Annotated in this window: 27 protein-coding genes and 1 pseudogene; 15 read left to right on the forward strand and 13 right to left on the reverse strand. The window is 64.0% G+C overall.

Annotated features, from left to right (window positions below; translation table 11 throughout):
- Positions 1–67 precede the first annotated feature (67 nt).
- The 3 genes from AC1DEK_RS00430 (at position 68) to AC1DEK_RS00440 (ending at position 3,841) form a co-directional block, all read left to right on the forward strand.
- Positions 68–2,422 (forward strand): Tex family protein, encoded by a 2,355-nt coding sequence (locus AC1DEK_RS00430; protein WP_478123231.1) that lies wholly within the window; start codon positions 68–70, stop codon positions 2,420–2,422.
- Positions 2,423–2,474: 52 nt separating this feature from the next.
- Positions 2,475–3,545 (forward strand): patatin-like phospholipase domain-containing protein, encoded by a 1,071-nt coding sequence (locus AC1DEK_RS00435; protein WP_478123232.1) that lies wholly within the window; start codon positions 2,475–2,477, stop codon positions 3,543–3,545.
- Positions 3,546–3,619: 74 nt separating this feature from the next.
- Positions 3,620–3,841: a hypothetical protein gene (locus AC1DEK_RS00440; protein ID WP_478123233.1), complete on the forward strand. Its 222-nt coding sequence runs from the start codon at positions 3,620–3,622 to the stop codon at positions 3,839–3,841.
- 8 nt (positions 3,842–3,849) lie between these two features.
- Here the strand turns inward: AC1DEK_RS00440 and AC1DEK_RS00445 are convergent, their stop codons facing one another.
- The 4 genes from AC1DEK_RS00445 to AC1DEK_RS00460 are packed head-to-tail and all read right to left on the reverse strand — an operon-like array spanning position 3,850 to position 6,701.
- The gene (locus tag AC1DEK_RS00445; protein ID WP_478123234.1) at positions 3,850–4,215 is read right to left on the reverse strand and encodes a nitrile hydratase accessory protein; all 366 of its coding nucleotides are present in this window, start codon (positions 4,213–4,215) and stop codon (positions 3,850–3,852) included.
- On the reverse strand, positions 4,212–4,880 hold the full coding sequence (gene nthB / locus AC1DEK_RS00450) for a nitrile hydratase subunit beta (protein ID WP_478123235.1): 669 nt from the start codon (positions 4,878–4,880) through the stop codon (positions 4,212–4,214). Before nthB ends, AC1DEK_RS00445 begins: the two co-directional genes overlap by 4 nt.
- Positions 4,877–5,530: a nitrile hydratase subunit alpha gene (nthA, locus tag AC1DEK_RS00455; RefSeq protein ID WP_478123236.1), complete on the reverse strand. Its 654-nt coding sequence runs from the start codon at positions 5,528–5,530 to the stop codon at positions 4,877–4,879. The genes nthB and nthA overlap by 4 nt, the downstream gene beginning before the upstream one ends.
- A 34-nt stretch (positions 5,531–5,564) precedes the next feature.
- The gene (locus tag AC1DEK_RS00460; protein WP_478123237.1) at positions 5,565–6,701 is read right to left on the reverse strand and encodes an iron-containing alcohol dehydrogenase; all 1,137 of its coding nucleotides are present in this window, start codon (positions 6,699–6,701) and stop codon (positions 5,565–5,567) included.
- A 142-nt stretch (positions 6,702–6,843) separates the two neighbouring features.
- Here AC1DEK_RS00460 and AC1DEK_RS00465 point away from each other — a divergent pair, with 142 nt between their 5' ends.
- The 3 genes from AC1DEK_RS00465 to AC1DEK_RS00475 all read left to right on the forward strand — a co-directional run bounded on the left by AC1DEK_RS00465 (position 6,844) and on the right by AC1DEK_RS00475 (position 9,499).
- Entirely contained in the window at positions 6,844–7,779 is a 936-nt protein-coding gene (locus AC1DEK_RS00465; protein ID WP_478123957.1) for an alpha/beta hydrolase, read from the forward strand.
- Complete coding sequence (locus AC1DEK_RS00470) at positions 7,776–8,651, forward strand: YbgC/FadM family acyl-CoA thioesterase (RefSeq protein ID WP_478123238.1); 876 nt, start codon at positions 7,776–7,778, stop codon at positions 8,649–8,651. Before AC1DEK_RS00465 ends, AC1DEK_RS00470 begins: the two co-directional genes overlap by 4 nt.
- A 119-nt stretch (positions 8,652–8,770) precedes the next feature.
- Positions 8,771–9,499 carry an alpha/beta fold hydrolase gene (locus tag AC1DEK_RS00475; RefSeq protein WP_478123239.1) on the forward strand — a complete coding sequence of 243 codons (729 nt, stop codon included), beginning with the start codon at positions 8,771–8,773 and terminating at the stop codon, positions 9,497–9,499.
- Positions 9,500–9,867: 368 nt separating this feature from the next.
- Here AC1DEK_RS00475 and ygfZ read toward each other — a convergent pair whose 3' ends face one another.
- A complete protein-coding gene (gene ygfZ, locus AC1DEK_RS00480; RefSeq protein WP_478123240.1) occupies positions 9,868–10,791 on the reverse strand; it encodes a CAF17-like 4Fe-4S cluster assembly/insertion protein YgfZ in 924 nt (307 codons plus the stop codon).
- Between the two features lie 86 nt (positions 10,792–10,877).
- Here ygfZ and mltG point away from each other — a divergent pair, with 86 nt between their 5' ends.
- The 6 genes from mltG (at position 10,878) to AC1DEK_RS00510 (ending at position 15,491) form a co-directional block, all read left to right on the forward strand.
- Entirely contained in the window at positions 10,878–11,900 is a 1,023-nt protein-coding gene (mltG, locus tag AC1DEK_RS00485) for an endolytic transglycosylase MltG (RefSeq protein ID WP_478123241.1), read from the forward strand.
- Entirely contained in the window at positions 11,897–12,556 is a 660-nt protein-coding gene (tmk, locus tag AC1DEK_RS00490; protein ID WP_478123242.1) for a dTMP kinase, read from the forward strand. The genes mltG and tmk overlap by 4 nt, the downstream gene beginning before the upstream one ends.
- Positions 12,553–13,572 (forward strand): DNA polymerase III subunit delta', encoded by a 1,020-nt coding sequence (locus tag AC1DEK_RS00495; protein ID WP_478123243.1) that lies wholly within the window; start codon positions 12,553–12,555, stop codon positions 13,570–13,572. The genes tmk and AC1DEK_RS00495 overlap by 4 nt, the downstream gene beginning before the upstream one ends.
- Positions 13,569–13,943: a PilZ domain-containing protein gene (locus AC1DEK_RS00500; RefSeq protein ID WP_478123244.1), complete on the forward strand. Its 375-nt coding sequence runs from the start codon at positions 13,569–13,571 to the stop codon at positions 13,941–13,943. Before AC1DEK_RS00495 ends, AC1DEK_RS00500 begins: the two co-directional genes overlap by 4 nt.
- An 82-nt stretch (positions 13,944–14,025) precedes the next feature.
- Positions 14,026–14,832 carry a TatD family hydrolase gene (locus AC1DEK_RS00505; protein ID WP_478123245.1) on the forward strand — a complete coding sequence of 269 codons (807 nt, stop codon included), beginning with the start codon at positions 14,026–14,028 and terminating at the stop codon, positions 14,830–14,832.
- Positions 14,829–15,491, forward strand: a complete 663-nt coding sequence (locus tag AC1DEK_RS00510) for an ankyrin repeat domain-containing protein (protein WP_478123246.1) — start codon at positions 14,829–14,831, stop codon at positions 15,489–15,491. Before AC1DEK_RS00505 ends, AC1DEK_RS00510 begins: the two co-directional genes overlap by 4 nt.
- A gap of 8 nt (positions 15,492–15,499) precedes the next feature.
- Here AC1DEK_RS00510 and AC1DEK_RS00515 read toward each other — a convergent pair.
- The 5 genes and pseudogenes from AC1DEK_RS00515 to AC1DEK_RS00535 form a co-directional block, all read right to left on the reverse strand.
- A pseudogene (locus AC1DEK_RS00515) lies at positions 15,500–16,040 on the reverse strand (MFS transporter); the annotation flags it as partial.
- Between the two features lie 21 nt (positions 16,041–16,061).
- Entirely contained in the window at positions 16,062–16,784 is a 723-nt protein-coding gene (gene arsH, locus AC1DEK_RS00520; protein ID WP_478123247.1) for an arsenical resistance protein ArsH, read from the reverse strand.
- On the reverse strand, positions 16,777–17,493 hold the full coding sequence (locus AC1DEK_RS00525) for an aquaporin (RefSeq protein ID WP_478123248.1): 717 nt from the start codon (positions 17,491–17,493) through the stop codon (positions 16,777–16,779). Before AC1DEK_RS00525 ends, arsH begins: the two co-directional genes overlap by 8 nt.
- A gap of 8 nt (positions 17,494–17,501) precedes the next feature.
- Entirely contained in the window at positions 17,502–17,996 is a 495-nt protein-coding gene (locus AC1DEK_RS00530) for an arsenate reductase ArsC (protein WP_478123249.1), read from the reverse strand.
- A 7-nt stretch (positions 17,997–18,003) separates the two neighbouring features.
- Entirely contained in the window at positions 18,004–18,330 is a 327-nt protein-coding gene (locus AC1DEK_RS00535; protein WP_478123250.1) for an ArsR/SmtB family transcription factor, read from the reverse strand.
- 120 nt (positions 18,331–18,450) lie between these two features.
- Here AC1DEK_RS00535 and AC1DEK_RS00540 point away from each other — a divergent pair, with 120 nt between their 5' ends.
- Both AC1DEK_RS00540 and AC1DEK_RS00545 read left to right on the forward strand, forming a co-directional pair.
- On the forward strand, positions 18,451–18,648 hold the full coding sequence (locus AC1DEK_RS00540; protein WP_478123251.1) for a hypothetical protein: 198 nt from the start codon (positions 18,451–18,453) through the stop codon (positions 18,646–18,648).
- Positions 18,649–18,680: 32 nt separating this feature from the next.
- On the forward strand, positions 18,681–19,772 hold the full coding sequence (locus AC1DEK_RS00545) for a serine hydrolase domain-containing protein (RefSeq protein WP_478123252.1): 1,092 nt from the start codon (positions 18,681–18,683) through the stop codon (positions 19,770–19,772).
- A gap of 6 nt (positions 19,773–19,778) precedes the next feature.
- On the opposite strand, the gene AC1DEK_RS00550 is transcribed toward AC1DEK_RS00545, so the two are convergent.
- Positions 19,779–20,114: a cell envelope biogenesis protein TolA gene (locus AC1DEK_RS00550; protein WP_478123253.1), complete on the reverse strand. Its 336-nt coding sequence runs from the start codon at positions 20,112–20,114 to the stop codon at positions 19,779–19,781.
- Positions 20,115–20,405: 291 nt separating this feature from the next.
- Positions 20,406–21,614: a serine hydrolase domain-containing protein gene (locus AC1DEK_RS00555; protein WP_478123254.1), complete on the reverse strand. Its 1,209-nt coding sequence runs from the start codon at positions 21,612–21,614 to the stop codon at positions 20,406–20,408.
- Between the two features lie 126 nt (positions 21,615–21,740).
- Between AC1DEK_RS00555 and AC1DEK_RS00560 the strand changes: the two genes are divergently transcribed.
- Positions 21,741–22,862: a 3-deoxy-7-phosphoheptulonate synthase gene (locus AC1DEK_RS00560; RefSeq protein ID WP_478123958.1), complete on the forward strand. Its 1,122-nt coding sequence runs from the start codon at positions 21,741–21,743 to the stop codon at positions 22,860–22,862.
- Here AC1DEK_RS00560 and AC1DEK_RS00565 read toward each other — a convergent pair.
- A complete protein-coding gene (locus AC1DEK_RS00565; RefSeq protein WP_478123255.1) occupies positions 22,849–23,523 on the reverse strand; it encodes a protein-L-isoaspartate(D-aspartate) O-methyltransferase in 675 nt (224 codons plus the stop codon). The genes AC1DEK_RS00560 and AC1DEK_RS00565 overlap by 14 nt on opposite strands.
- Positions 23,524–23,590: the final 67 nt, after the last annotated feature.

Below are 23,590 nucleotides of genomic sequence, written 5' to 3' on the forward strand. Positions count from 1 at the left end.
GTAAACTTCTGCCCTTTATTCGCAAGGCGCCCGATGGCGGTGCCGGACTCGGGGACGTTCTTCAGACATGCAAAAGATCATTCGCCAGCTCGCGGCCGAGATCAAGGTTGGTGAGCACCAGGTGAAGGCTGCCGTCGACCTGCTCGACGGTGGCGCCACCGTGCCTTTCATCGCGCGCTACCGCAAGGAGGCCACGGACGGCCTCGACGACATCCAGCTGCGTGAACTGGAGGTGCGCCTTTCCTACCTGCGCGAACTCGAAGACCGACGTGCCGCGGTGTTGAAGAGCATCGACGAACAGGGCAAGCTCACGCCCGAATTGCGCGCCGCGATCGATGCCGTACCGACCAAGCAGGAGCTCGAAGATCTGTATCTTCCCTTCAAGCCCAAGCGCCGCACCAAGGGGCAGATGGCGCGCGAAGCAGGCATCGAGCCGCTGGCGGACAAGCTCTTTGCCGATCCGGCCTTGAATCCGGCCGAAGAGGCCGCTGCATTCGTGAAGCCGGCCGCCGACGGCCTCGATTTCTCGACGGTGCAACTGGTGCTCGATGGGGTCCGAGACATCCTGTCCGAGCGCTGGGCCGAAGATGCGGTGCTTGTGCAACGGCTGCGCGAGTGGCTCTGGTCCGAAGGTCTCTTCAAGTCGAGCCTGATGGCGGGCAAGGACGAGAACAACGCGGACATCGCCAAGTTTCGCGATTACTTCGACTACGACGAGCCGATCGGCCGCGTGCCGTCGCACCGCGCGCTGGCGGTGTTCCGTGGACGCACACAAGAAATTCTGGACGCAAAGCTCGTGCTGCCGGTCGAGCCCGAGCCGGGCAAGCCTTCGATTGCGGAAGGCAAGATCGCGCTGCATCTGGGCTGGAGCCATGCGGGCCGTCCGGCCGATGACCTGATTCGCAAGTGCGTTGCGTGGACCTGGCGCGTCAAGCTCGCGCTGTCGACCGAGCGCGACCTGTTCACCCGGCTGCGTGAAGAAGCCGAAAAGGTGGCCATCAAGGTCTTTGCCGACAACCTGCGCGACCTGCTGCTCGCCGCGCCGGCCGGCCAGCGCGTGGTGATGGGGCTCGATCCGGGCATCCGCACCGGCGTCAAGGTCGCGGTGGTCGACGCCACCGGCAAGCTCGTGGAGACGGCGACAGTGTTTCCGCACGAGCCGCGCAAGGACTGGGAAGGCTCGCTGCATACGCTGGGCAAACTGTGTGCCAAGCACAGCGTCAATCTGATTGCCATCGGCAACGGCACCGCAAGCCGCGAGACCGACAAGCTCGCCGCCGATCTCATCAAGCTGCTCGCGAAGATGAGTGCACAAGCCGGCGTCGAGGCGCAGAACGTCGAAAAGGTGGTGGTGAGCGAAGCCGGTGCCTCGGTCTATTCGGCCAGCGAATTCGCGTCGCAGGAAATGCCGGACGTCGACGTGAGCCTGCGCGGCGCGGCCAGCATCGCGCGGCGCTTGCAAGACCCCTTGGCCGAACTGGTGAAGATCGATCCCAAGTCGATTGGTGTGGGCCAGTACCAGCACGATGTGAACCAGAGCGAACTCGCGCGCACGCTGCACGCGGTCGTCGAAGATTGTGTGAACTCCGTCGGCGTCGACCTGAACACCGCCAGCGTGCCTCTGCTGTCGCGTGTGTCCGGCCTGTCGGGGAGCGTCGCCAAGGCAGTGGTGCGCTGGCGCGAGGCCAACGGCGCATTCGCGAGCCGTCAGCAACTGCTGGACGTGAGCGGCTTCGGCGCCAAGACTTTCGAGCAGAGCGCGGGCTTCCTGCGCATTCGCGGCGGCGCGAATCCGCTGGACATGACCGGCGTGCATCCGGAAACCTATGCGGTGGTCGAGAAGATGATCGAGAAGACAGGCAAGCCTGTGGCCGAATTGATGGGCCGCGCGGAGATGCTGAAGACGCTCAAGCCGGAGCTTTTCGCGAACGAGAAATTCGGCGTCATCACGGTCAAGGACATCCTCGGCGAACTCGAGAAGCCAGGCCGCGACCCGCGCCCGGACTTCAAGGTGGCGCGCTTCAATGACGGCGTCGAGGACATCAAGGATCTGGTCGAAGGCATGGTGCTCGAAGGCACCGTGAGCAATGTGGCGCAGTTTGGTGCCTTCGTGGACCTGGGTGTGCACCAGGATGGGCTTGTGCACGTCAGCCAGCTTTCGCACAAGTTCGTGAACGACGCGCGCGAGGTCGTGAAGACGGGCGACATCGTCAAGGTCAAGGTGATGGAGGTCGACGTGGCCCGCAAGCGCATCGGGCTTTCGATGAAGCTCGATGCGGCGCCTGCGCGGCGCGATGGTCCGCGCGAAAACCGCTTTGAAGGCGCTGGGCGAGGGCAACAAGGTCCGCGCCGCGACAACTCGCCGCAGCCGGCGGGGCAGATGGCGTCGGCCTTTGCCAAGCTGCAAGGCCTTCGCAAGTAGGCCTCATGTCGCCAATGCTTGCGGGCGCACGATTCTTGCCAGTGCACGGATCATGAAAGCGCTTCGCATCTATGCAGGACCGGCCGCCCGCGAACACATCACGGCGCACGGACTGCGGGCGAAGGATGTGCGAACCATTCCCGGCGCGGCGGGCGGACCCAAGGGCCTCATCCTGGGGCCCATCGATCGTTTCCTTTTCGGCGATTGGCTCTCGAAGTCCACGCAGCCGATCGATCTGGTCGGGGCGTCGATCGGCGCCTGGAGGCTCGCCAATGCGTGCCTCACCGATGCGAAGACAGCGTTCGAGCAGTTCGAGCACGGCTACATCCATCAGCATTTCGAAGTGCCCGAGGGCGAAAAGCGATTGAGCGCCAAGCAGATCAGCGCGCTCTTCGGCGAGGGTCTGCGCGGCTTCTATGGCGGTCGCGCCCACGAGGTGCTGGGCCACTCGCGCTACAGCCTGCACGTGATCACTTCACGAGGACGGCACATCCTTGGCCGGGAGGGACCCGCGCGCACCCCTGTCGGGTACCTGGGCGCATTCATCACCAACAGCGTGCGACGCAAGAGCCTGGGCGCATGGCTGGAACGCGTGGTGTTCTCCACGCCGGGCGCCAAGCTGCCTTTTGCGGCGCAGGATTTCCGCACCCGCCAGGTCGACCTGATCGAAGACAACTTCGAGCTGGCGCTGCAGGCCTCGTGCTCGATCCCGTTCATGCTCGAAGCGGTGCACGACATTCCGGGTGCACCTCCCGGCGCTTACTGGGATGGCGGGATCACCGACTACCACCTGCATCTGAACTACGCGAACGCGGATGGCGTGGTGTTGTATCCGCACTTCCAGAAGGCGGTGGTTCCGGGCTGGCTCGACAAGGGGCTCAAGTGGCGTCACAAGGCTACCGGCTTTCTCGATCGCACGGTGGTGCTCGCGCCCGAACCTGAATGGGTCCGGTCGCTGCCGAACGGGAAGTTGCCGGATCGCAACGATTTCGTGCGCTACGGCAATGATGCGGCCGGCCGAATCAAAGCCTGGAGCACTGCGGCCAAGGAATCGCAGCGGCTGGCGGATGAGCTTGCCGAGTGGCTGCACGCGGACAGCGCAGGCGAGGTTCTGCCGCTTTAGGTTGTGCCGCTTTCGCTTGGATAGGCGGGGCCGCGCGACGGAGCTAAAGTGCCGGAACACCGGAGACACACCCCATGACAGTGACCCGAATCGTCGGATTGATCCTGATCGTTGCGGGCATCGCCGCGCTCGGCATAGACCGGTTCAGCTTCACCCGGGAAACCCATCAACTCAAGCTCGGCCCGCTCCAGTTGTCGGTGAAGGAAAAGCAGGAAGTCGAATTCCCGATCTGGGTTGGCGTGGGTGCCATCGTGCTTGGGGGCGTGCTGCTGGCTTTCGGCGGCAAGAAACCCTGATCCGTCGGCTAGCCGAAATCCTGTTCGCGCAATTCGATCGGCTCACCGTGCGGCGTGCGGTCGGCGGCGTGGTCCCATGCGTCGCGGTAGCGCGCCAGTTCGCCCGGCGAACTCGCGCCCTTGCTCGCTACCAATGTCTCCAGCGCCGCGAGCCAGTGGTGGTAGTAGGTGTCGCCCATGTCTGCATCGCCAGCGGCCTGAGCGGCGCTGATCTGGCTTGCCAGCACATCGGCCCACTCGGGCCAGGTGAACAGGCCGCGCTGATGGAGCGACACTGCCATCGCAAAGGCGTGCGCCTCCCACGGTTCGCGGAACACCGGCTCGATGCCATCCTTCGTCGGCATTCCCGGCAATAGCTGCGCTGCCGTGTTCATTCGGCGGCCTCTGGATCTAGATAGCTTTCCCATGCATCCACGGAAACGCTGAGCCCGGGTGCCGCCTTCGGGCCCCAGAGCGTGTGTCCATTGAAGACCACGGTGTAGAGCCATTGCGGCTGCTCGCCCAGACCTTGCGCGTGCGCATCCGCGAAGACATGCATGCCGTGCAGATGTTCGATGGTGCCGACCTTGCCCTGCGCATAGCCGGGCAAGCGGGTGTGATGCTCGACATGGCCGGCGCGCGTCCGAACCCGTTGGCCGATGGAGAAGCGCGCAGGCGCACTGGCGGGGCGCTCCGCCGATGTGCCTCGCGCCAGCGCGGCCGGGACATCGGCGGCCTGCAGCACGCGTTTGACCGGTTGGGGAGGATGCAGCACGCGCCCACTGGAGAGTTCGTCAGGCAATACCTGCGACCGCTCGGCCATGAGCTTTTCGAGCGCTTCCAGCCATATCTGGTAGTAGCTCAACCGGGCGTAGTTCGGCAGCGTTTCGCGAGCGCTGCGGCTCGCTTCGATGTTCCATGAACCCGTGCCGCCCATCGCCAGCGTCAGCGCCAGCACGCGCGCTTCCCAGTCCGCGTGGAAGATTTCGTCCTCGGGTTCGGGCACGATCGCGCCCGGCATGTCGCGGCCGCCGATGTCTGCGTGACTGATGTAGGTCATCGTGCGGCCTCCGGCGTGCGCGCCAAGCCGGTGCCGATCATCGAGTCTCGCGTCACCAGTTCGGCCAATGCCTCTTCGCTCCAGCCGTCGGTGCCCGGGGGGCGTTGCGGAACCACGAGATAGCGCACCTCCGCGGTCGAATCCCACACGCGGATGGTCGTCGACTCGGGCAGATGGACGCCGAACTCCGACAGCACGCCACGAGGATCCTTGACCGCACGCGATCGATAGGGCGCGCTCTTGTACCAGGTCGGCGGCAGACCGAGCACGGGCCATGGATAGCAACTGCACAGCGTGCAAACCACCATGTGATGACGGTCGTCCGTATTGGCCACCGCGACCATGTGCTCGCCTTGCCGCCCCGTGTAGCCGAGCGAGGCGATCGCGGCGGTGGCGTCTTTCAGCAGCCAGTCGTGGAAGGCCGGATCGCTCCAGGCTTTTGCGACGACACGGGCGCCGTTGCGCGGGCCAATCCGGGTCTTGTAGGTGTCGATGAGCACATCGAGCGCATTGGGATCGATGTAGCCCTTTTGCGTGAGCACGGACTCGAGCGCGCGCACCCGAAGGTCCATCTCGCCCAATTCGCTGTGGTCGCCGTCGTGATCATGCGTGTGATCGTGCGTGTGATCGGGGTGGTGGTCGTGTGCCATGGCCGCATGCTAGCGCCACACGGCCGTGGGTGCTCTACATCGACTCTTCCAGCATCTGCCGATAGTCCTCTCGCGTGGCGAGCCGCGGGTTGGTCTTGTGGCAGTGGTCCGCCATGGCGCCGTCGATCACCTGCTCGAAGATCGCGGGGGTCACCCCGACTTCGGCCAGCCCTTTGGGCAGTTCGAGCCGCCCGCACATGTCGCGGATCGCCTCGCCCAGGTCGCCGGCTGAATCCAGGTGCATGGCCTGCGCCATCCGAAGCAGGCGCTGGTCCTTCTGCACCGAATCGGCGCCGGCATTGAAGTGGATCACTGCGGGGAGGAAGAGGGCGTTCAGCGTTCCATGGTGCAGGCGCGGGTCGATACCGCCGAGGCTGTGGCTCAGCGAATGCACGCAGCCCAGGCCCTTCTGGAAGGCCATGGCGCCTTGCATCGACGCGCTCATCAGGTTCAGGCGCGCTTCGCGATCGCTGCCGTCCTTGGTGGCCCGTTCGATATGGCCCCAGGCGCGCTCGAGCCCGTCGAGCGCAATCCCGTCTGCCGGCGGATTAAAGGCGGCCGACATGAAAGTCTCCATGCAATGCGCGATGGCGTCCATGCCCGTGGCGGCGGTCAGCCTTGGCGGCAGCCCCAGCGTGAGTTCGGGGTCGCAGATGGCCGCCTTCGGCATCAGGAACCAGCTGTGGAAGCCCAGCTTGCGGTGATCGTCGACGATCACAATGGCCCCGCGCGCCACTTCGCTCCCGGTGCCGCTGGTCGTGGGGACGGCGATCAGCGGTGCAACGCGATCGGTGATCTTGGCCGAGCCGCCTTCGATGGTGGCGTAGGTCTTGAGCGGGCCTTCATGCGTGGCGGCGATTGCGACGCCCTTCGCGCAATCGATGGCGGAACCGCCTCCGACAGCGATCAAGCCATCGCAGTGGTGGGCGTGATATTGCGCCGCGGCGGCGCGCACCGCGGCTTCCGTCGGGTTGGAAGGCGTCTGGTCGAACACGGTGGCAGGCAGGTCGCCGAGTGCATCGATCGCCTTCTGCAGGATGCCGGCCGCGCGCACGCCGGCGTCGGTCACCACCAGCGGGCGTTGGATGCCGATGCGCTCGCATTCGCTGCGAAGCAGGCGGACGGCGCCGAATTCGAACTGGATCTGGGTGAGGTACTGGATGAGGGCCATGGGACTTCGGTGTAGTGCAGGCGGTGCGGACAGTGCGAACGGTACGATGCGAGCCCTCGAATCTATCAAGCACATCGCACCTTGCACACTCAAAAAACCCTTGCGCTTGACGCGACCGGGACAGTCGGCGGGCATTGACCGGATGATCGCGCTCACTCCCAAGATGGCCAGCGTGGTCGACCGCATGGCGCGTGCCGGCCGGCCGCCGCTGCACGCCTTGATACCGGCGGAGGCCAAGGCCGTCTACGAAAAAGGCGCTGGCGTGCTCGAAGTACCCAAGCCGCAGCTTGCGCGCGTCGACGATTTCACCTTGCCCGTACGCGACGGCTATGCCTTGCCGGCACGCCTGTATGCGCCGTCGGACGCGGTATTGCCGGTGCTGTTGTTCTTTCATGGCGGCGGTTTCACCGTCGGCAGCATTGCCACGCATGACACCTTGTGCCGCGTGTTGAGCCAGAAAAGCGGCTGCGCCGTCGTTTCGGTCGACTACCGCCTGGCGCCGGAACACAAGTTTCCGACTGCATCGAACGACGCGTGGGACGCGCTCGCGCATCTCGCAAACAACGCGGTGCAGTGGGGTCTCGACGGCGCTCGCATCGCGGTCGGCGGCGACAGCGCAGGCGGCACGCTGGCGGCGGTGTGCGCCATTCTTGCGCGCGACGCGGGGATCCCGCTCGCACTGCAATTGCTTTTCTACCCCGGCACGGCCGCGCATCAGGACACGCCGTCGCACAAGAAATACGCTCAAGGCCCGTTGTTGGGCGAGGCACTCATCAGCTATTTCTTCAGCCAGTACGTCAATTCGCCCGCCGATCGCGACGACTGGCGCTTCGCACCGCTGAACGCCGAAGACGTCGAAGGCGTGGCGCCTGCGTGGATCGGTCTGGCCGAATACGATCCGGTCGTCGATGAAGGCGTTGCCTACGCCGACAAACTGCGCGCAGCCGGTGTGCCCGTCGACCTGGAAATCTATCGCGGCGTCATCCACGAATTCGTCAAGATGGGCCGCGCCATCCCCGAAGCGCTGCAGGCGCATGCCGACGCAGCGCGCGCCCTCAAAGAAGCCTTGCAACCATGACCCAAGCAGAACACCTCAAGAAATCCGACTTTCGTTTCTTCCACCGCCTGCGCGTTCGCTGGGCCGAGGTGGACATGCAGAAAATCGTCTTCAACGCGCACTACCTGATGTACTTCGACACCGCCATTGCGGACTATTGGCGTGCGATGGCCTTGCCGTATGAAGAGGCGATGCAATCGCTCGGCGGCGACCTCTACGTGCGCAAGGCAACGGTCGAGTTCAACGCCTCGGCGCGCGTGGACGATCTGCTCGACGTCGGCATGAAGTGCGTTCGCGTGGGCAATTCGTCAATCCTGTTCGCCGGCGGGCTCTTCCGGGGCGACGAACTGCTGGTGACTTGCGAGTTGGTCTATGTCTATGCCGACCCTGCCACGCAGACTTCGAAGCCGGTGCCGCCCCTGCTGCGCGAAATTCTCATGGGCTTCGAGGCGGGCGAGCCGATGCGCGAGGTTGCAACCGGCAACTGGGATGCGGTCGGGGAGGGCGCGGGCAAGGTCCGGCGCGAAGTCTTCATCGAGGAGCAGCGCATTCCGAAGGAGCTCGAATGGGATGAGCACGACGCCAGCGCGGTGCACGCCGTAGCGCGCAATCGGCTCGGCCAGACAATCGCGACCGGGCGCCTCGTGTCGGAGTCACCCGGCGTAGGCCGCATCGGCCGCATGGCGGTGCACCGCACGCTTCGGGGCGCCGGACACGGTGAGGCCGTGCTGCGCGCGCTCGAAGCCGCCGCGGCAGCGCGAGGTGAACGTGAGGTGGCCCTGCATGCGCAGCACAGTGCGGAAGGCTTCTACGTGCGCCTGGGCTATGCGCCGTCGGGAGAGCCCTTCGAAGAGGCCGGCATCGCGCACATCGAGATGCGACGCAAGCTCTGAGCCTCGCCCGGTTCGCTGCAATTCGCTGCGATTCGCTGTGACTCGCCGGGATTACCCGATGGCCCGCGCCGCGGGCGCCGCTCAAGATGGCCGCTCCTCATCTACCCGGAGACACAGCGATGGCCAACTTTGTTCTCGTCCACGGCGCCTGGCACGGCGGTTGGTGCTACCGGCAAACGGCGGATGCACTTCGCGCGGCCGGACACGCGGTCTTCACGCCCACGCACACCGGCGTCGGTGAGCGGACGCACCAGTCAGCGGAAAACATCACGCTGGAGACTCACATCCGCGACGTTTGCGGCTGCATCGAGTGGGAAGAGTTGAGCGACGTCATCCTCGTCGGCCACTCATATGGCGGCATGGTCATCACGGGTGTGGCGGACCGCATGAGCGAGAAGATCCGATCTCTCGTCTACCTCGATGCCTTCGTGCCCGAGCATGGCGACTCCTTGACCGGCCTTCTGAGCAAGGCATTGGCGCCCGAGGTTGCGGGGCTGTTTCTGGGGTCCTTCCGCGGCACCGCTTTGCAGCACCACAGCGGACTGATGCAGCCGATTCCTGCCGAAATGTTCAATATTGCCCCCGCAAACCGCGCTCGCGTCGACCGGCTCTGCCGCCCGCAGGCGCTCGCGACTTTCGAGATGCCGCTGCTGCTCACGGGCGGCATCGACACGATCAAGGAGCGCCTGTACATCCTCGCGGACAACTGGGACCCGAGTCCTTTCCGCTATTTCGCGGCCAAGACGGAGAAGGCGCCCGGCTGGCGGCTGGTGAAGATGCCGGTCAGCCACGACGTCATGGTCGACATGCCCGAGGAGCTTGCTGCTGAACTGCTCAAGCTTGCCTGAACCGAGTGGCGCACGAGGCCCCGCAAGTGAGTTATCGCTCCTGCAGCATTGTGGAAAAGAGAACGCAGCACGCACCAAGGTGGCGTGCTGCGCCGCATCGGCGCTGCGCACGAAAAGCGTGCTTCTCCCAATGAGGAAAGCGCTTTGTGCACTGCACCAAAAACTGAAAGTCAAGACTTTCTTTTCCCCGCAGCCGGTGCATGACTCTGTGGATAACCCCCTGAGCATCTTTCCGGAGCCGCATCCCGCTTGGCTTCCACTGCGATGCTCATCGAACGGGCAGTTGCTTCCGGGGCTGAAGTTTTTTTCTGTCGCGAGGGGTTCGGCAGAAGGGCCGGCTGTGGTAATGCGGCGGCCGGGGCAAGGCGCTAAATGTCTTCGACCAGCGGATAGGGCAGCGGCTCGACGGTAAGCGCCGGCCCCTCGGCCGAGCGTGCATGCAGGCCGCCGGCGTCGATGGCGGCGATCTGGATCGAGATCAGCCCGGCCCACCCGCCATCTGGCGCGGGCGCGGCCTGCGCCACAGTGCCGACGGGTTGCTCCGCGTCGCTGGCGGCGAAGACTTCCTGGCCGGCAGCAATCTCGTCGCTGGCCTGCACGAGATAAGTGCGCCGCTTCAATGTGCCGCGAAACTGGCTGCGCGCCACCACTTCCTGCCCCGGATAGCATCCCTTCTTGAAGTTCACGCCGCCGACCGACTCATAGTTGATCATCTGCGGCACGAACGCTTCGACCACGGGCGCGGTGAGGGTCACGATGCCGCTTCGCACTTCGCTCCACTGCCAGAGCGCGGGATCGAGCACCGCACCTTGAGGCGCGGCCTGGCCGGCCGGCGCGATCCACAGCGCGCGCGGAACGCCATCGGACGGGTAGAGGGTGACGGCATGCGCCTCGCCGACGGCAACGGACCGTCCCGGAAGCCCGGCCGGATCCACGCCGTTCGCGGTCAAGGCGGTGCCGGCAAGGCCGTAAAGCGCGTAGTCGCCGGTCGCGTCCGTCAGCTTTGCCTTGGCGCGCAGCACGAACATCGACAGCCGCTTGAGCGTCGCGGCGAGGATGTCGCGGCTGCATATCAGCAGGACGCGCTCGGGTTGCGGCCGGATGCCGATGAAGCTCGCGATGGCGCGGCCCTTGGCCGTGCAAAGTGCCGCAAGACGCGCCTCCGAGGCATCGAGCAAGGCGAAGTCCTGGGTGAGCTGGCCATGCAGGAAGCTGGCGGCATCGGGGCCCTCGGCGCGGATCACACCAAGGTGAGAAAGGGCGGTGGCGCCATTCAAAACGACTGAGGTCATCGCTGAATTATCATGGCCGGCTCCGTTCCGTTCGGTCCGCAGGGCTTCCTCTTATTTCTGTCTGATCGCTTCCTTCGTCGGAATCCGTGCGTCGCTTCTTTCTCACCATTTTTCTGCTGGCATCCTTTGTCGCGCTGGGTCTCGGCGCGGCGGGGCTTTGGTGGCTCAATCAGCCGCTGCGTTTGCCGGCGCCGAGCGTCGATCTGTCGATCGAGCCTGGCACCACGCCCAAGGGCATCGCCCAAGCCGTCGTCGATACGGGCGTCGACGTACCGCCCCAACTGCTCTATTTGTGGTTTCGCTTTTCCGGTCAAGACCGGCAAATGCGCGCCGGCAGCTACGAATTGGACCGGGGCATCACGCCCCGAACGCTGCTCAGCGTGCTCGTGCGCGGCGAAGAGGCAACGCGAAGCCTTGTGCTCGTCGAAGGCTGGAACTTCCGTCAGGTACGCGCTGCATTGGCAAAGGCGGACCAGTTGAAGCCCGACACGCTGGGTCAATCCGACGAGGAAATCATGGCGCGCCTCGGCAGGGCGGGGATGCACCCGGAGGGGCGCTTCTTCCCTGACACCTACACCTATTCCAAAGGATCGACGGACTTCGCGTTGCTCCAGAGGGCCATGCGCGCGATGGACAAGAAGCTCGACGCCGCGTGGGCCGCTCGTTCACCGAATATCTCCGTCAAAACGCCCGATGAGGCGCTGATCCTCGCCAGCATTGTCGAAAAGGAGACAGGCAAGGCCCAGGACCGCGCCGAGGTTGCCGCGGTCTTTCACAACCGGCTGCGCATCGGAATGCCGCTGCAGACCGATCCCACCGTCATCTATGGCATGGGCACGCGCTTCGACGGCAATCTGCGCAAGAAGGATTTGCAGACGGACACCCCGTGGAACACCTACACGCACAACGGCCTGCCGCCGACCCCGATCGCAATGCCGGGCAAGGCTGCTTTGCTTGCCGCGGTACAGCCGGCGCAGAGCAAGTCGCTGTATTTCGTTTCTCGCGGGGACGGAACCAGCCAGTTCAGCGGCTCACTCGATGAGCACAACAGGGCGGTGAACCGCTATCAGCGCGGCGCTACCGATCCGAACCAGCGGAGTGGTCAATGAAGGGGCTTTTCCTCACACTCGAAGGCATCGACGGTGCCGGCAAATCGAGCCACATCGATGCGCTCGAAGCGCTCTTCAAGGCGCAGGGGCGGCAGGTCACTCGCACGCGCGAGCCCGGCGGCACCCCATTGGCCGAAACGCTGCGCACGCAGATCCTCGATCAGCCGATGGATGCGCTGACCGAAACGCTGCTGGTGTTCGCGGCGCGGCGCGACCATGTCGTGCGAGTCATCGTGCCGGCTCTGGCGCGAGGCGACGTGGTGCTTTGCGACCGCTTCACCGATGCGACATTCGCCTACCAGGGGGCCGGGCGCGGGTTCGATCCGCTCGTGCTTTCAGTCCTTGAAGAATGGGTGCAGTCGCAGCCCGCGTCCCTAGACGGCGCGCTGCTTCAGCCCGACATCACGCTGTGGTTCGACCTGGCGCCTGAAGCCGCCGCCGAGCGCCTGGCCGGAGCACGCGTGCCGGACAAGTTCGAGTCGCAGCCGGTCGAGTTCTTTCGCCGTGTGGCGGCTGGCTACGCCGAACGCGCAGAGCGTGCGCCGCGCTTCGCCCGCATCGATGCCGCGCAACCCCGTGAACGCGTGTGGCAGCAGATCGAGCAGGAACTGGCACGGCGTGGTCTTGTCAGCCCACCGATCGAAAGTGCGCCTTGAACGCGGACACCCTGTCTCCCTGGTTGCGCAAACCCTTGGCCGAACTGCTGCGCCAACGCGGACATGCGTGGCTGCTGCAAGGTCCGTCGGGCCTCGGCCAATATGAACTGGGCCTCGCGCTGGCTGCCGCATGGCTGTGCGAGAACCCGGACGAAACGCACGGACGCGGCGCCTGCGGCCATTGCCCAAGCTGCCACGCCATTCAGGTTCGAACGCACGCCGACCTGTGCATGCTCATGCCCGAGGTCGCCATGCAGGAACTCGGCTGGCCGCTCGATGAAAAGGCGCAGTCCGACATCGACGACAAGAAGCGAAAGCCAAGCCGCGAGATTCGCGTCGAAGCCATGCGCGATGCCGTCGGCTTTGCGCAGCGCACGAGTGCGCGGGGCCGCGGAAAGGTCGTGTTCGTGTATCCGGCCGAGCGCATGAACACCATCACCGCCAACGCGCTGCTGAAAACCCTGGAAGAGCCTGTCGGCGATGTGCGCTTCGTGCTCGCGAGCGAGGCGGCCTGGCAGCTGCTGCCGACCATCCGCAGCCGCTGCCTCGGCTTCACGCTGCCGTGGCCGGAAGAGGGCGAGGCGCGGGACTGGCTGGTCGAGCAGGGCATACCCGCGGGCGACGCCGTCGCGTTACTGCGCGCTGCAGGCGGCCGCCCGAGCGATGCCTTGCGACTGGCGAGCCAGGGGCAGTCGCCCCAGGCCTGGGGGATGTTGCCGAAGGCCATGTCGCGCGGAGATGTCAGCGCCCTGGCCGACCGCGCACCGGCGCAAGCCATTGGGGCGCTCCAAAAACTCTGCCATGACCTGATGGCTGCGGACAGTGGTGCCGCACCGCGGTTTTTCGACGCGGCAGACTTGCCGCTGCTGCCGTCGCGGATGGCTTTGGCCCGCTGGTCGAGGTCGCTCGCGAATGCGGCAAAAACCGCAGAACATCCTTTCAATGCGGGACTCATGATCGAGGCGCTTGTGAGCGAGGCGCGAACCACCCTAAACTCGGCACGCCGCCGCCCATGAACACACCAGCCACACCCGCCCCGTCCGCGCCTGTCAGGCCCAGCGTCATCCAGCTCGCCATCAAGGAAAAAGGGGCGCTCTACGCGGCCTACATTCCCTTGTTCGCTGAAGGCGGGATCTTCATTCCGACGTCGCGGGAATACCGGCTCGGCGACGACGTCTATGTGCTCCTCACGCTGCCCGACGATCCGCAGCGCTATCCGATTGCAGGCAAAGTGGCGTGGATCACCCCGGCCCGTGCCGCCGGAAACCGGGCGCCGGGCGTGGGCATCCGTTTTCCGTCGGATGAGAAGTCGCGACAGTTGAAGTTGCGCATCGAAGAGGCGCTCGGCGGCACGATGGCATCCGACCGGCCAACCCAAACCATCTGATCCGGGCCCCGCTCTTTCCCGACGCGGACAGCGGACCGTACGCGGCGCCCCACGCGCCGCAATCCAACATTCCGATTCCGCGATGTTTACCGATTCCCACTGCCACCTCACCTTTCCCGAATTCGCGGACCAGATGCCGCAGATCCGCGCCGCCATGGCTGCCGCGCAGGTCGATCGGGCGCTCTGCATCTGCACCACGCTCGAAGAATTCGACGACGTGCAGGCCCTCGCGGCTGGTTATGACAACTTCTGGGCGTCCGTAGGCGTCCATCCGGACAACGAAGACATCGCCGAGCCCACGGTCGAGGATCTCGTGCGGCGATCGGCGCTGCCGAAAGTCGTCGCCATCGGCGAAACCGGACTCGACTACTACCAGATGGAAGAACGCAAGGGTGGCCGCAGCATTGCCGATCTCGAATGGCAGCGCGACCGGTTCCGCGTGCACATTCGCGCTGCCCAGCAGACGCGCAAGCCACTCATCATCCACACGCGCGAAGCGTCGGCGGACACTTTGGCCATCCTGAAGGAAGAGGGCGAGGATGGCGGCGCCAAGGCCGCGGGCGGTGTCTTCCATTGCTTTACCGAAACCGCAGAAGTGGCTCGTGCTGCGCTCGACCTCGGCTTCTACATTTCCTTCTCGGGCATCCTGACCTTCAAGAAGGCGCAGGACCTGCGGGACGTGGCGGCCTTCGTGCCGCTCGACCGCATGCTGATCGAAACCGACAGCCCGTATCTCGCGCCCGTGCCGTACCGCGGCAAGACCAACAACCCCTCGTATGTGCCCTATGTGGCGCAACAAATCGCTGAACTGCGCAAGCTGCCTGTCGAGGCCATTGCCAAGGCCACCAGCGACAACTTCGAGACCCTGTTTGCCGGGGTAAAAACATGAAGAAATACTTCAAGAATCTCATCTATCTCATTGTCATTGCTATATCTTTTTCTTCTCATGCTGATTCGTTCAGCGATTTTTTCAGAGCCGTCCGCTCTGACAACGCGGGCGGCGTCAAGAGCTTGCTGAACAGGGGTTTCGATCCGAACACGCGTGACGAGCACGGTCAGACCGGCCTTTTGATCGCGATGCGCGAGCCTTCACCCAAGGTGATCCAGGTGCTGCTGGAGTGGCCCAAGACCGACGTCGAAGCACGCAATTCAAAGGACGAAAGCCCTTTGATGCTGGCCGCTATCAAGGGCCAACAAGATGTGGTCATGAAGCTGATCGAGCGAGACGCGGACATCAACAAGCCTGGTTGGACGCCTCTGCACTACGCAGCGACCAACGGGCACGTCGAAATCATGAAGCTGCTGCTGGACAAGGATGCCTTCATCAATGCGCAGTCGCCGAATGGCACCACGCCGCTGATGATGGCTTCGATGTATGGCTCGGCTGCGGCGGTCAAACTGCTGCTCGACGAGGGCGCCGACCCGCTGATGAAAAACGAGCAAGGCATGACGGCGGCCGATTTCGCAAAGAAGGCCAACCGGACTGACGCCCTGCAGATGCTGTCCGCGGCCACGCAGCCGAAGAAGCCTGCTGACGGCAAATGGTGAGCGCTGCGCGCTCCTATGCTTTTCGCTCCTCTCGTCGCGCCAGTCAACTGGAGCAGGCGAGGCAGATGCGCCGCCATCGCCGTGCTGATGAACCACGTCGCGGCGAAGACGAATGCCAGCAGCCAACCGATGAATCGTGCGTTGGACTTTCCGCTGTCCTCAGTCCGAGTCGGATTCAGTTGGGGCGTCTCGTGTTCAGGCTGGGCCACGCTCGCCCTGGGCACTTTCGGCAAACAAGCATCGAGCGGCACGCCCACTACCAGGTGCAGCGCGGCCCAGGCAAGACAGGCTCCTCGCCAGCCGAACTGTGTCTCCAGGAAAGCCGTGAGCGGCCAACCAACGGTGCTGGCGAAGCCTGCCAGCAGGGTGATGCCTGTGATTGCGCCGCGCGAATCATGTCCGTAGGTGCGCACGAGCGCGGCAAACCCGGCCCAGATCCCGAGCCATGGGCGCGGCGAGCATCGCCAAGAGGTAATAGGAGGATGCCCAAGCCAGCGTCTGAGCGGTCCCGAGGGCCGCAACGATCCGGCGCTGTGTCATTTCGGCCATCTCTCCGGAGACCTCTCCACGTTAGATGGCCCGTTGATTGACCCTTTTGGAAAGCTCTTCCGCGCTTTCCTTGCGCTCGCTGTACCGGTCCACCAGATAGGGGCCGATATCGCGCGTGAGCAGCGTGAACTTGAAAAGCTCCTCCATCACGTCGACCACGCGATCGTAGTAGCTGGAGGGCTTCATGCGGCCCGACTCGTCGAATTCGAGAAAAGCCTTGGCCACGGACGACTGATTCGGGATGGTCAGCATGCGCATCCATCTGCCGAGCACGCGCATCTGGTTGACCGCGTTGAAGGACTGGGAGCCGCCCGAGACTTGCATTACCGCGAGCGTCTTGCCTTGCGTGGGCCTCACCGCGCCCATTGCGAGCGGGATCCAGTCGATCTGCGACTTCATGATGCCGGTCATTGCACCGTGCCGCTCGGGTGAGGTCCAGACCATTCCCTCGGCCCACTCAGCAAGTTTGCGCAGCTCTTGCACCTTCGGATCCGTGTCGGGAGCACCGTCAGGAAGGGGCAGGCCCATGGGGTTGAACACTTTCACTTCGCCGCCCATGGCCTCGAGCAGGCGCGCGGCCTCGTAGGTCAGCAAGCGGCTGTACGAGCGTTCGCGCAAGGAGCCGTAGAGCAAAAGAAATCGCGGCCGATGCAGCGATGGTTCATGCGCTTTCAGGCGGTCTGGTGTGGGAACGTCGAACAGTTCGGTGCGGAGCGCGGGGAAGGTGGGAGGGTTTTCAAACACGGTGCATGTGGTCGTCGGCGACGAGTATTTCGTCGGGGGTGGTGATGGTTGGCTTTTCAGCTTCACGAAAGCTCAGCGCGCCGTGAATCGCGACGCCGATGCTGGCGCCTACGAGTTCGGCGGCCACGAAAGCAGGCACGCTGGACGGCGCGATTCCGGCAAAGCTGTTGCTGAACATCCGGCCGAACGCCGCTGCGGGATTGGCAAACGAAGTCGATGCCGTGAACCAGTACGCCGCACCGATGTAGCAGGCCACCATGGCCGCCACCCGGCTCGGCGGCGCGCGCAGGATCACCAGCAGCAACCCCGCGGTCGCGACCGCTTCGGCAATCCACTGGCCCGTGCCGCTGCGGACCTTGGTCGACAACTGAAAAATGCTGGCGTCGAACATGGCGTGCGCAAGCCACGCGCCGAGCATCGCGCCAAGAAGTTGGACGACGATGTAGGGCATGACGAGGCCGCGCCGCATTGCGCCGCGGCCTGCCATCACCAGGGACACCGCCGGGTTGAAATGGGCACCGCTCACGGGACCGAACACCTCGATGAGGATGTAGAGGCCGCCGACGGTGGCGAGAGTGTTCGCCAGCAGTGCAATGGCAAGATTGCCGCCTGCCAGCCGCTCGGCCATTATTCCCGAGCCGATGACAACGGTCAGCAGAAGGGCAGTGCCGAGGGCTTCGGCCAGCAGTTTGCGCAAGACTTCGCTCACGTCGGGCCCTAAGTCCTTGAGATCATTTCGAGGGCTTTCTGCAACTCGACGTTGCTCATGTCGTCGAGTGGCAGTTGCAGCAATTGCAGCATGCGATAGCCGATGGCTTGGCGCGTGAGTTCAAAAGCCATGCGCTTGCCCTCGTCGCCGCCCGCTGCGTTCGAAGGATCCGGGTATCCCCAGTGCATCTTGACGGGGCTGCCCGGCCAGTAGGGACAAGTCTCCGCCGCGGCGCTGTCGCACACGGTGATGACGATGCGCATCTTTGGCGCGTCTGGCGCCGTGAACTCGTCCCAGCTTTTGCTTCGGTAGCCTGCGGTGTCGACGCCCGCCTTGCCCAACACCTCCAGTGCGAACGGATTGAGTTGGCCGCTCGGCGCACTGCCGGCGCTGAATGCGCGAACGTCCTTGTTCAAGGCTTGGGCCCATTGATTGAGCATGCCTTCGCTCAATACGCTCCGAGCGGAGTTGTGCGTGCAGAGGATGAGAACGTGCGTCGTCATGAAGCGCTCAGCACTTGCAGGCGTCGGCCGCCGTCTCGACCGCGCAATCTTGTCCCTGGCAGCAGTTTTCGGTGAGGTAGGCAAGCAGCGCGTTCATGTTCTCGTACGCTGCGCGATAGACGACGTTGCGGCTTGCGCGTTCCTGCGTCGCAAGGCCTGAATTCGCCAGTTCCTTGAGATGAAACGACAAGGTCGCGGGCGGCACGTCGAGCGCCGCCTGGATGACTCCCGGCGTGAGGCCGCCGTGACCCGCAGCCACCAAGGCGCGAAAAACTTCCAGGCGCACCGGATGTGCGAGGGCGGCAAGGGCGCGGACGACTTCATTCGATTCCATTATTCGAGAATACTGGAATCGTCATCTTCTGGTCAAGGCCTACTTGCGCGCGACCAAGACAAAATGGACACCTCCGGCGCATACTCAAAACCAGTTTCCTGGCATGAAAGGAGTTCTTCCGTGATCACAACTGAAGTTCATTTGCCCGAACTCGCCCTGTTGGCAGGGACCCGCGGGGCATTGGGAGCCGGGGTCGGCCTGCTGCTTTCCGACAAGCTCAATGAAGAGCAGCGCAAAAGCATCGGATGGACGCTGGTGGCCGTCGGATTGCTGACCACCATCCCTCTTGCGGCGATGCTGCTGGGTCGTCGCCGATGAATCGACGCGTGACTTGAAAGAGCCGGACAACCATGCAGAGCAACGCCACGTCACGCCGTGGATTCGTCACTGGCAATCTGGCGTTTGCGCTTGGTGCGCTGTCACGGCTGAGTTCGAGTGTTGCTGCCGAAAACTCCAAGAACGATGAGGATTGGGGCGAACCAAAGGGAGGCGCAGTCATCGATCGGGCAGCCCTTCAGAAAGTCTTGGCCGATGCTCGCTCGGTCGCCGCCCTCAGGAGCGTTGTCGTTGTCAAGAACGGGGCTCTTGTTGCGGAGCAATACCTTGGCGGCGTGACCGCTGCAGACTTGCAGGGGGTGAACTCGGTCACCAAGAGCGTCGCTTCGATGCTCGTCGGAATCGCGATTCACCAGGGAAGGATCAAGGGTCTTTCGGAGACGGTCGCGACTCTCCTGCCTTCAGCAGCAGCGAAAGCGCCGGGCGCGCCTGCGCTCTCGATCACGCTCGAACAAATTCTCACCGGCACCTCCGGTCTGGTTTACGACTATCGAACCGCAATACGTGCCTTGGACACGGCAGACGACCCCGTCGCCTTTGCATTGAGCCTTCCATTCGATCCGCAAACGGTAGGAAAGTGGGTCTACAACGATGCTGCGGTTTCCTTGCTGTCCCCAATCCTTGTTCAAGCGCAAGGCATGCCGGTGGACCAGTTTGCGCAGCGCGATCTGTTCGGTCCGTTGGGCATCGAGCGGGTTGGGGCAGCGCGCGACAGAGCCGGAAACTTCATGAGCTACCGAGGCCTGCGCTTGCGAGCACGCGATCTTGCAAAAATTGGATGGGTGATGGCCAATGACGGGCGATGGGGCGACAAGCAGATCGTGCCCTCAGACTGGGTCAAGACCAGCACGACCTTTCAAGTTTCCACCACATGGAGTGCGAGGCCCATACAGAAGGCCGGCTACGGCTGTCTGTGGTTTACGGGCAATCTGAGCGGTCGCCCGGTTGCGTGGGCCTGGGGCTATGGCGCTCAGTTTGCGCTTGTCGTACCTTCTCTTCGACTCGCCGTGATGACCACGGCGAGCAATCCCCCTCCCGGTGAACTGAGCGCGCAAACCAATGCCGTCATGGCTGTCGTCGCCCAGATCGTGGCCGTCGCCGGATGAAGCGAGCTACTTGGCTGCTGGCATGCCGGGGGTGTTGGGCGGAGCAGGATATTGGGCAGCGTTGTCCTTTGAATTCTTCTTCATGCGGGTATTGGCCTTTGTCTGTCCGGCCGCTGCTGCCTTGCCCGAGCCCAAGTCGTCGTTCTCGGCCGAGTTGATTTCGTCGCCGCCGATCTTCTTGTCGCCGCCGTGCTTTTTTGCATTGTCCTTCGCCTGCGCGCGTTGCTGCGGCTTGCTGTTGGTGATGACCTGCTCCTGCGATGAAGCGCCCGGCGGGTTCTGGGCGTACGCACCACCGGTCGCCGCAAACGCGGCGAGCATGATTGCAAGAGTTTTGTTCATTGCGTGCTCCTTGATGAATGTTGACTGGACCAGACTCTCGCCGCGACCGCGCCAATGTTCGATCACAAGCGAGTCCATTCTTCATCCGCCCTCATGGCGGGTAAATCCCGGCCACCACCTAGCAACACGTACGTGCCCGCAGGGATAGCCCGGCCGGCGCTTCTTTTCGACAATCGACACGCCTCGTGCCTGACAACAAGGTAGTTTCCTTTGGTCCCAGGCGAGCTGGGGCTTTCGGCCGCCTTGGGGTGGCCGACTTTTTGCCAGACTCCCAATGGGACAAACGCGCTACTAGCTGCCGGGCTTGCCCGCCGCTTCGTCGTCGATCGCCTTCTGCACGGCCTTGTAGAAGGCTTCGCGCGCGGCGCTCTCGGCGCGGCTTGTCGCGACCGGCCAGTCACCGTTGGACGCAATCACCAGTCTGCGCTTCGGGTCGACGAAGATCCCCTGGCCGAAGATGCCGCGCGCCGCGAAGCTGCCGTCGTCGTAGGTCCACCACTGGAAGCCATAGCCGCGGCCGGGCTGGCCGATGTCCGCGCGGCGTGTGGTCGCTTCGGCCAGCCAGCCGTCCGCGACCACCGGCTGCCCGTTGACACGCGCACCATCGAGGATGAACTGGCCGAAGCGCGCGAAGTCGCGCGTCGCCGCCTGGATGCAGCAACCGCTGATTTCCTGCCCGGTGCTGCTCAGAAGCCATGTCGCCTTTTGCTCCATGCCGGCCGGCACCCAGATTTTTTCCGAGAGATAGCTAGCCAGCGGCTTGCCAATGGCCCGGGCCAGCAGCACGCCCACGAGGTTGGTTTCGCCCGTGCTGTAGTTCCAATGGGTGCCGGGCGGCGCGGCACGCGGCAGTCGGCGCAGGTAGCTCACGAGCGCATCGACGCCGGGCTCGGGCTTGTGGTTGTTGAAGCGCGCGACGTCGGAGTCCGGATCGGCGTAGTCTTCGTTCCAGCGAACGCCGGAGGTCATCGTCAGCAATTGGCGGATGCTGACGACGTCATACGCCGAACCCTTCATCTCCTGGATGTAGTCGCTGACCTTGTCATCGAGGCTGCGGATCTTGCCCTCACGGACTGCGGCGCCGAGCAGGGTGGAGGTGATCGATTTGGCAACCGAGAAGCTCGTCCATCGTCCCTCGCGGTCGAAGCCCAGTCCGTAGCGCTCCAGGCGAAGTTTGCCGTCGTGCAGGATGACGACCGCAGCGCTCCTTTGCTCCGCCATGAAGGCATCGACGTCAAGCGGCAGCGCCAGTGGCGGGCCTGGCGGAAGAGGCGAGGGCGTGGGGCCGGCGTCCACGACGTGTGCCTTGGCGAGCACCGGCAGACGGTCGAGCGCACGGAATGCAGCATCGCGCTGCGGCTGGCTCCAGAACAGCAGGTCGCGGTCGGTCGGCATCGTGGCGATCAACGCGCGGGTTTCCTTGTCGAGGCTGAACCAGCCCGCTGCACCGGCGACGGCAACCACGGCCACTGTTCCGAGGACGATCCTTCCAAACTTCATGCTGCAAATCCCTTGTTGATGCGTCGAGCCTGCGCATTGAACACCCAAACACAATCCGAATCACCTTTTCCGAAGTTCTCGTGATGGAAAATGTCGGCTTTCTCAACCGACGCCATGCCTATTCCTATGCCGAAGCTCGACGATCCTCTCCACGACGCCGAGATCGGCTCCCGCGACAGCACCATCGACACCACGCGCATCGATGACGTGCGCATCGGCGCCGTGCGTCCGCTGATGACGCCCGCGCTGTTGCAGGAGAGGGTGCCGGTGCTAGACGAGACGCTTGCGCTGGTGGAGGACAGCCGGTCGGCCATCGCCGACATCCTGCATGGACGCGACGACAGGTTGATCGTCGTGGTCGGACCCTGCTCGATCCATGACCATGACCAGGCCATCGAATACGCCCACCACTTGAAGAAGGCGGCCGACGATCTTGAAGACGATCTCTTGATTGTCATGCGCACGTATTTTGAGAAGCCGCGAACCACCGTCGGCTGGAAGGGTTACATCAACGACCCGCATCTGGATGGCAGCTTCGCGATCAACGAAGGCCTGGAGCGCGCGCGGCGCCTGCTTCGTGAACTGACGCTGCTGGGACTGCCCACCGGCACCGAATTTCTCGATCTGTTGAGCCCTCAATTCATCGCCGATCTCATCGCTTGGGGCGCCATCGGCGCTCGCACCACCGAAAGCCAGAGCCACCGCCAGCTCGCCTCGGGGCTCAGTTGCCCGGTCGGCTTCAAGAACGGAACCGACGGCAGCATCAAGGTGGCCGCCGACGCCATCCTCGCTGCAAGGGCGCCGCATGCCTTCATGGGCATGACCAAGATGGGAATGGCGGCGATTTTCGAGACGCGCGGCAACGACGACTGCCATGTGATCCTGCGCGGCGGCAAATCGCCGAACTATTCGGCCGCCGACGTGGCCGCGAGCTGCCAAGCGCTGCAAGCGAGTGGCCTGAGGGAGCAGGTCATGATCGACGTGTCTCACGGCAACAGCAGCAAGCAGCATCAGCGCCAGATCGTCGTGGCGCAAGACGTAGCGCAGCAGATCTCCGAAGGCGATCGGCGCATCACCGGCATCATGATCGAAAGCAATCTGGAGGAAGGGCGGCAGGACCTCGTCACCGGCGTGCCGCTCAAGCACGGCGTTTCGATCACCGATGCCTGCATCAGCTTCGCGCAGACCGTTCCGGTACTGGACCAACTGGCAAGCGCGGTCCGCAGCCGACGACTCACGTCGAGGTGACGTCTTCGAGTGTCGAGAAAAGTACCTGGAAGATTTCCCGGGTGGTCACCGAACCCTGTGCGTCTTTCTTGAGCTGGATGAGCTGCTGGGCGTCGGGCAATCCGGCGGGTATGACCATTGTTCCGCCGGGCTTCAGTTGATAGATGAGGGCCGGCGGAATCAGCTCAGGGGCCGCCGTCACCATGATCTTGTCGAAGGGCGCGCGCTCGGGCCAGCCCTGGCATCCATTTCCGATCCTGATCTGGACGTTGTCGTAGCCTTCGTCGGCGAGCCGTTGTTCCGCTTGTTCGGCCAGTTCCTCGATGATTTCAACAGAGTAAACCCGGTGCGCCAGTTCCGCCAAGATGGCCGATTGGTAGCCCAGGCCAGTGCCGATTTCGAGCACGGTGTCGGTCGGTTGTACGCCGAGCAGGTCGGTCATCACCGCGACGATGAACGGTTGCGAAATCGTCTTGTGAAAGCCGATCGGCAAAGGGGAGTCGACGTAGGCGTAAGGCTGAAGCTCAATGGGCACGAAGGCGTGGCGCGGCACCGTTGCCAAGGCCTTCATGACTCGCGATGCCAGCGCAGCCTTGCCCAGGTACGTGGTCGAGAAGATCGTCTTGGCGGCGATCTCGGCCATCATTCGCTGCCGCAGCATCGTGAAGTCCGTCTCGCTCATGATCCCGTCATTTGAGCAAAGCACTTCGGCAACTTCAACCCGGAAACCCTGATGCACGCATGCCTTC

The sequence above is a fragment of the Variovorax sp. 10N420 genome, from assembly GCF_056394705.1.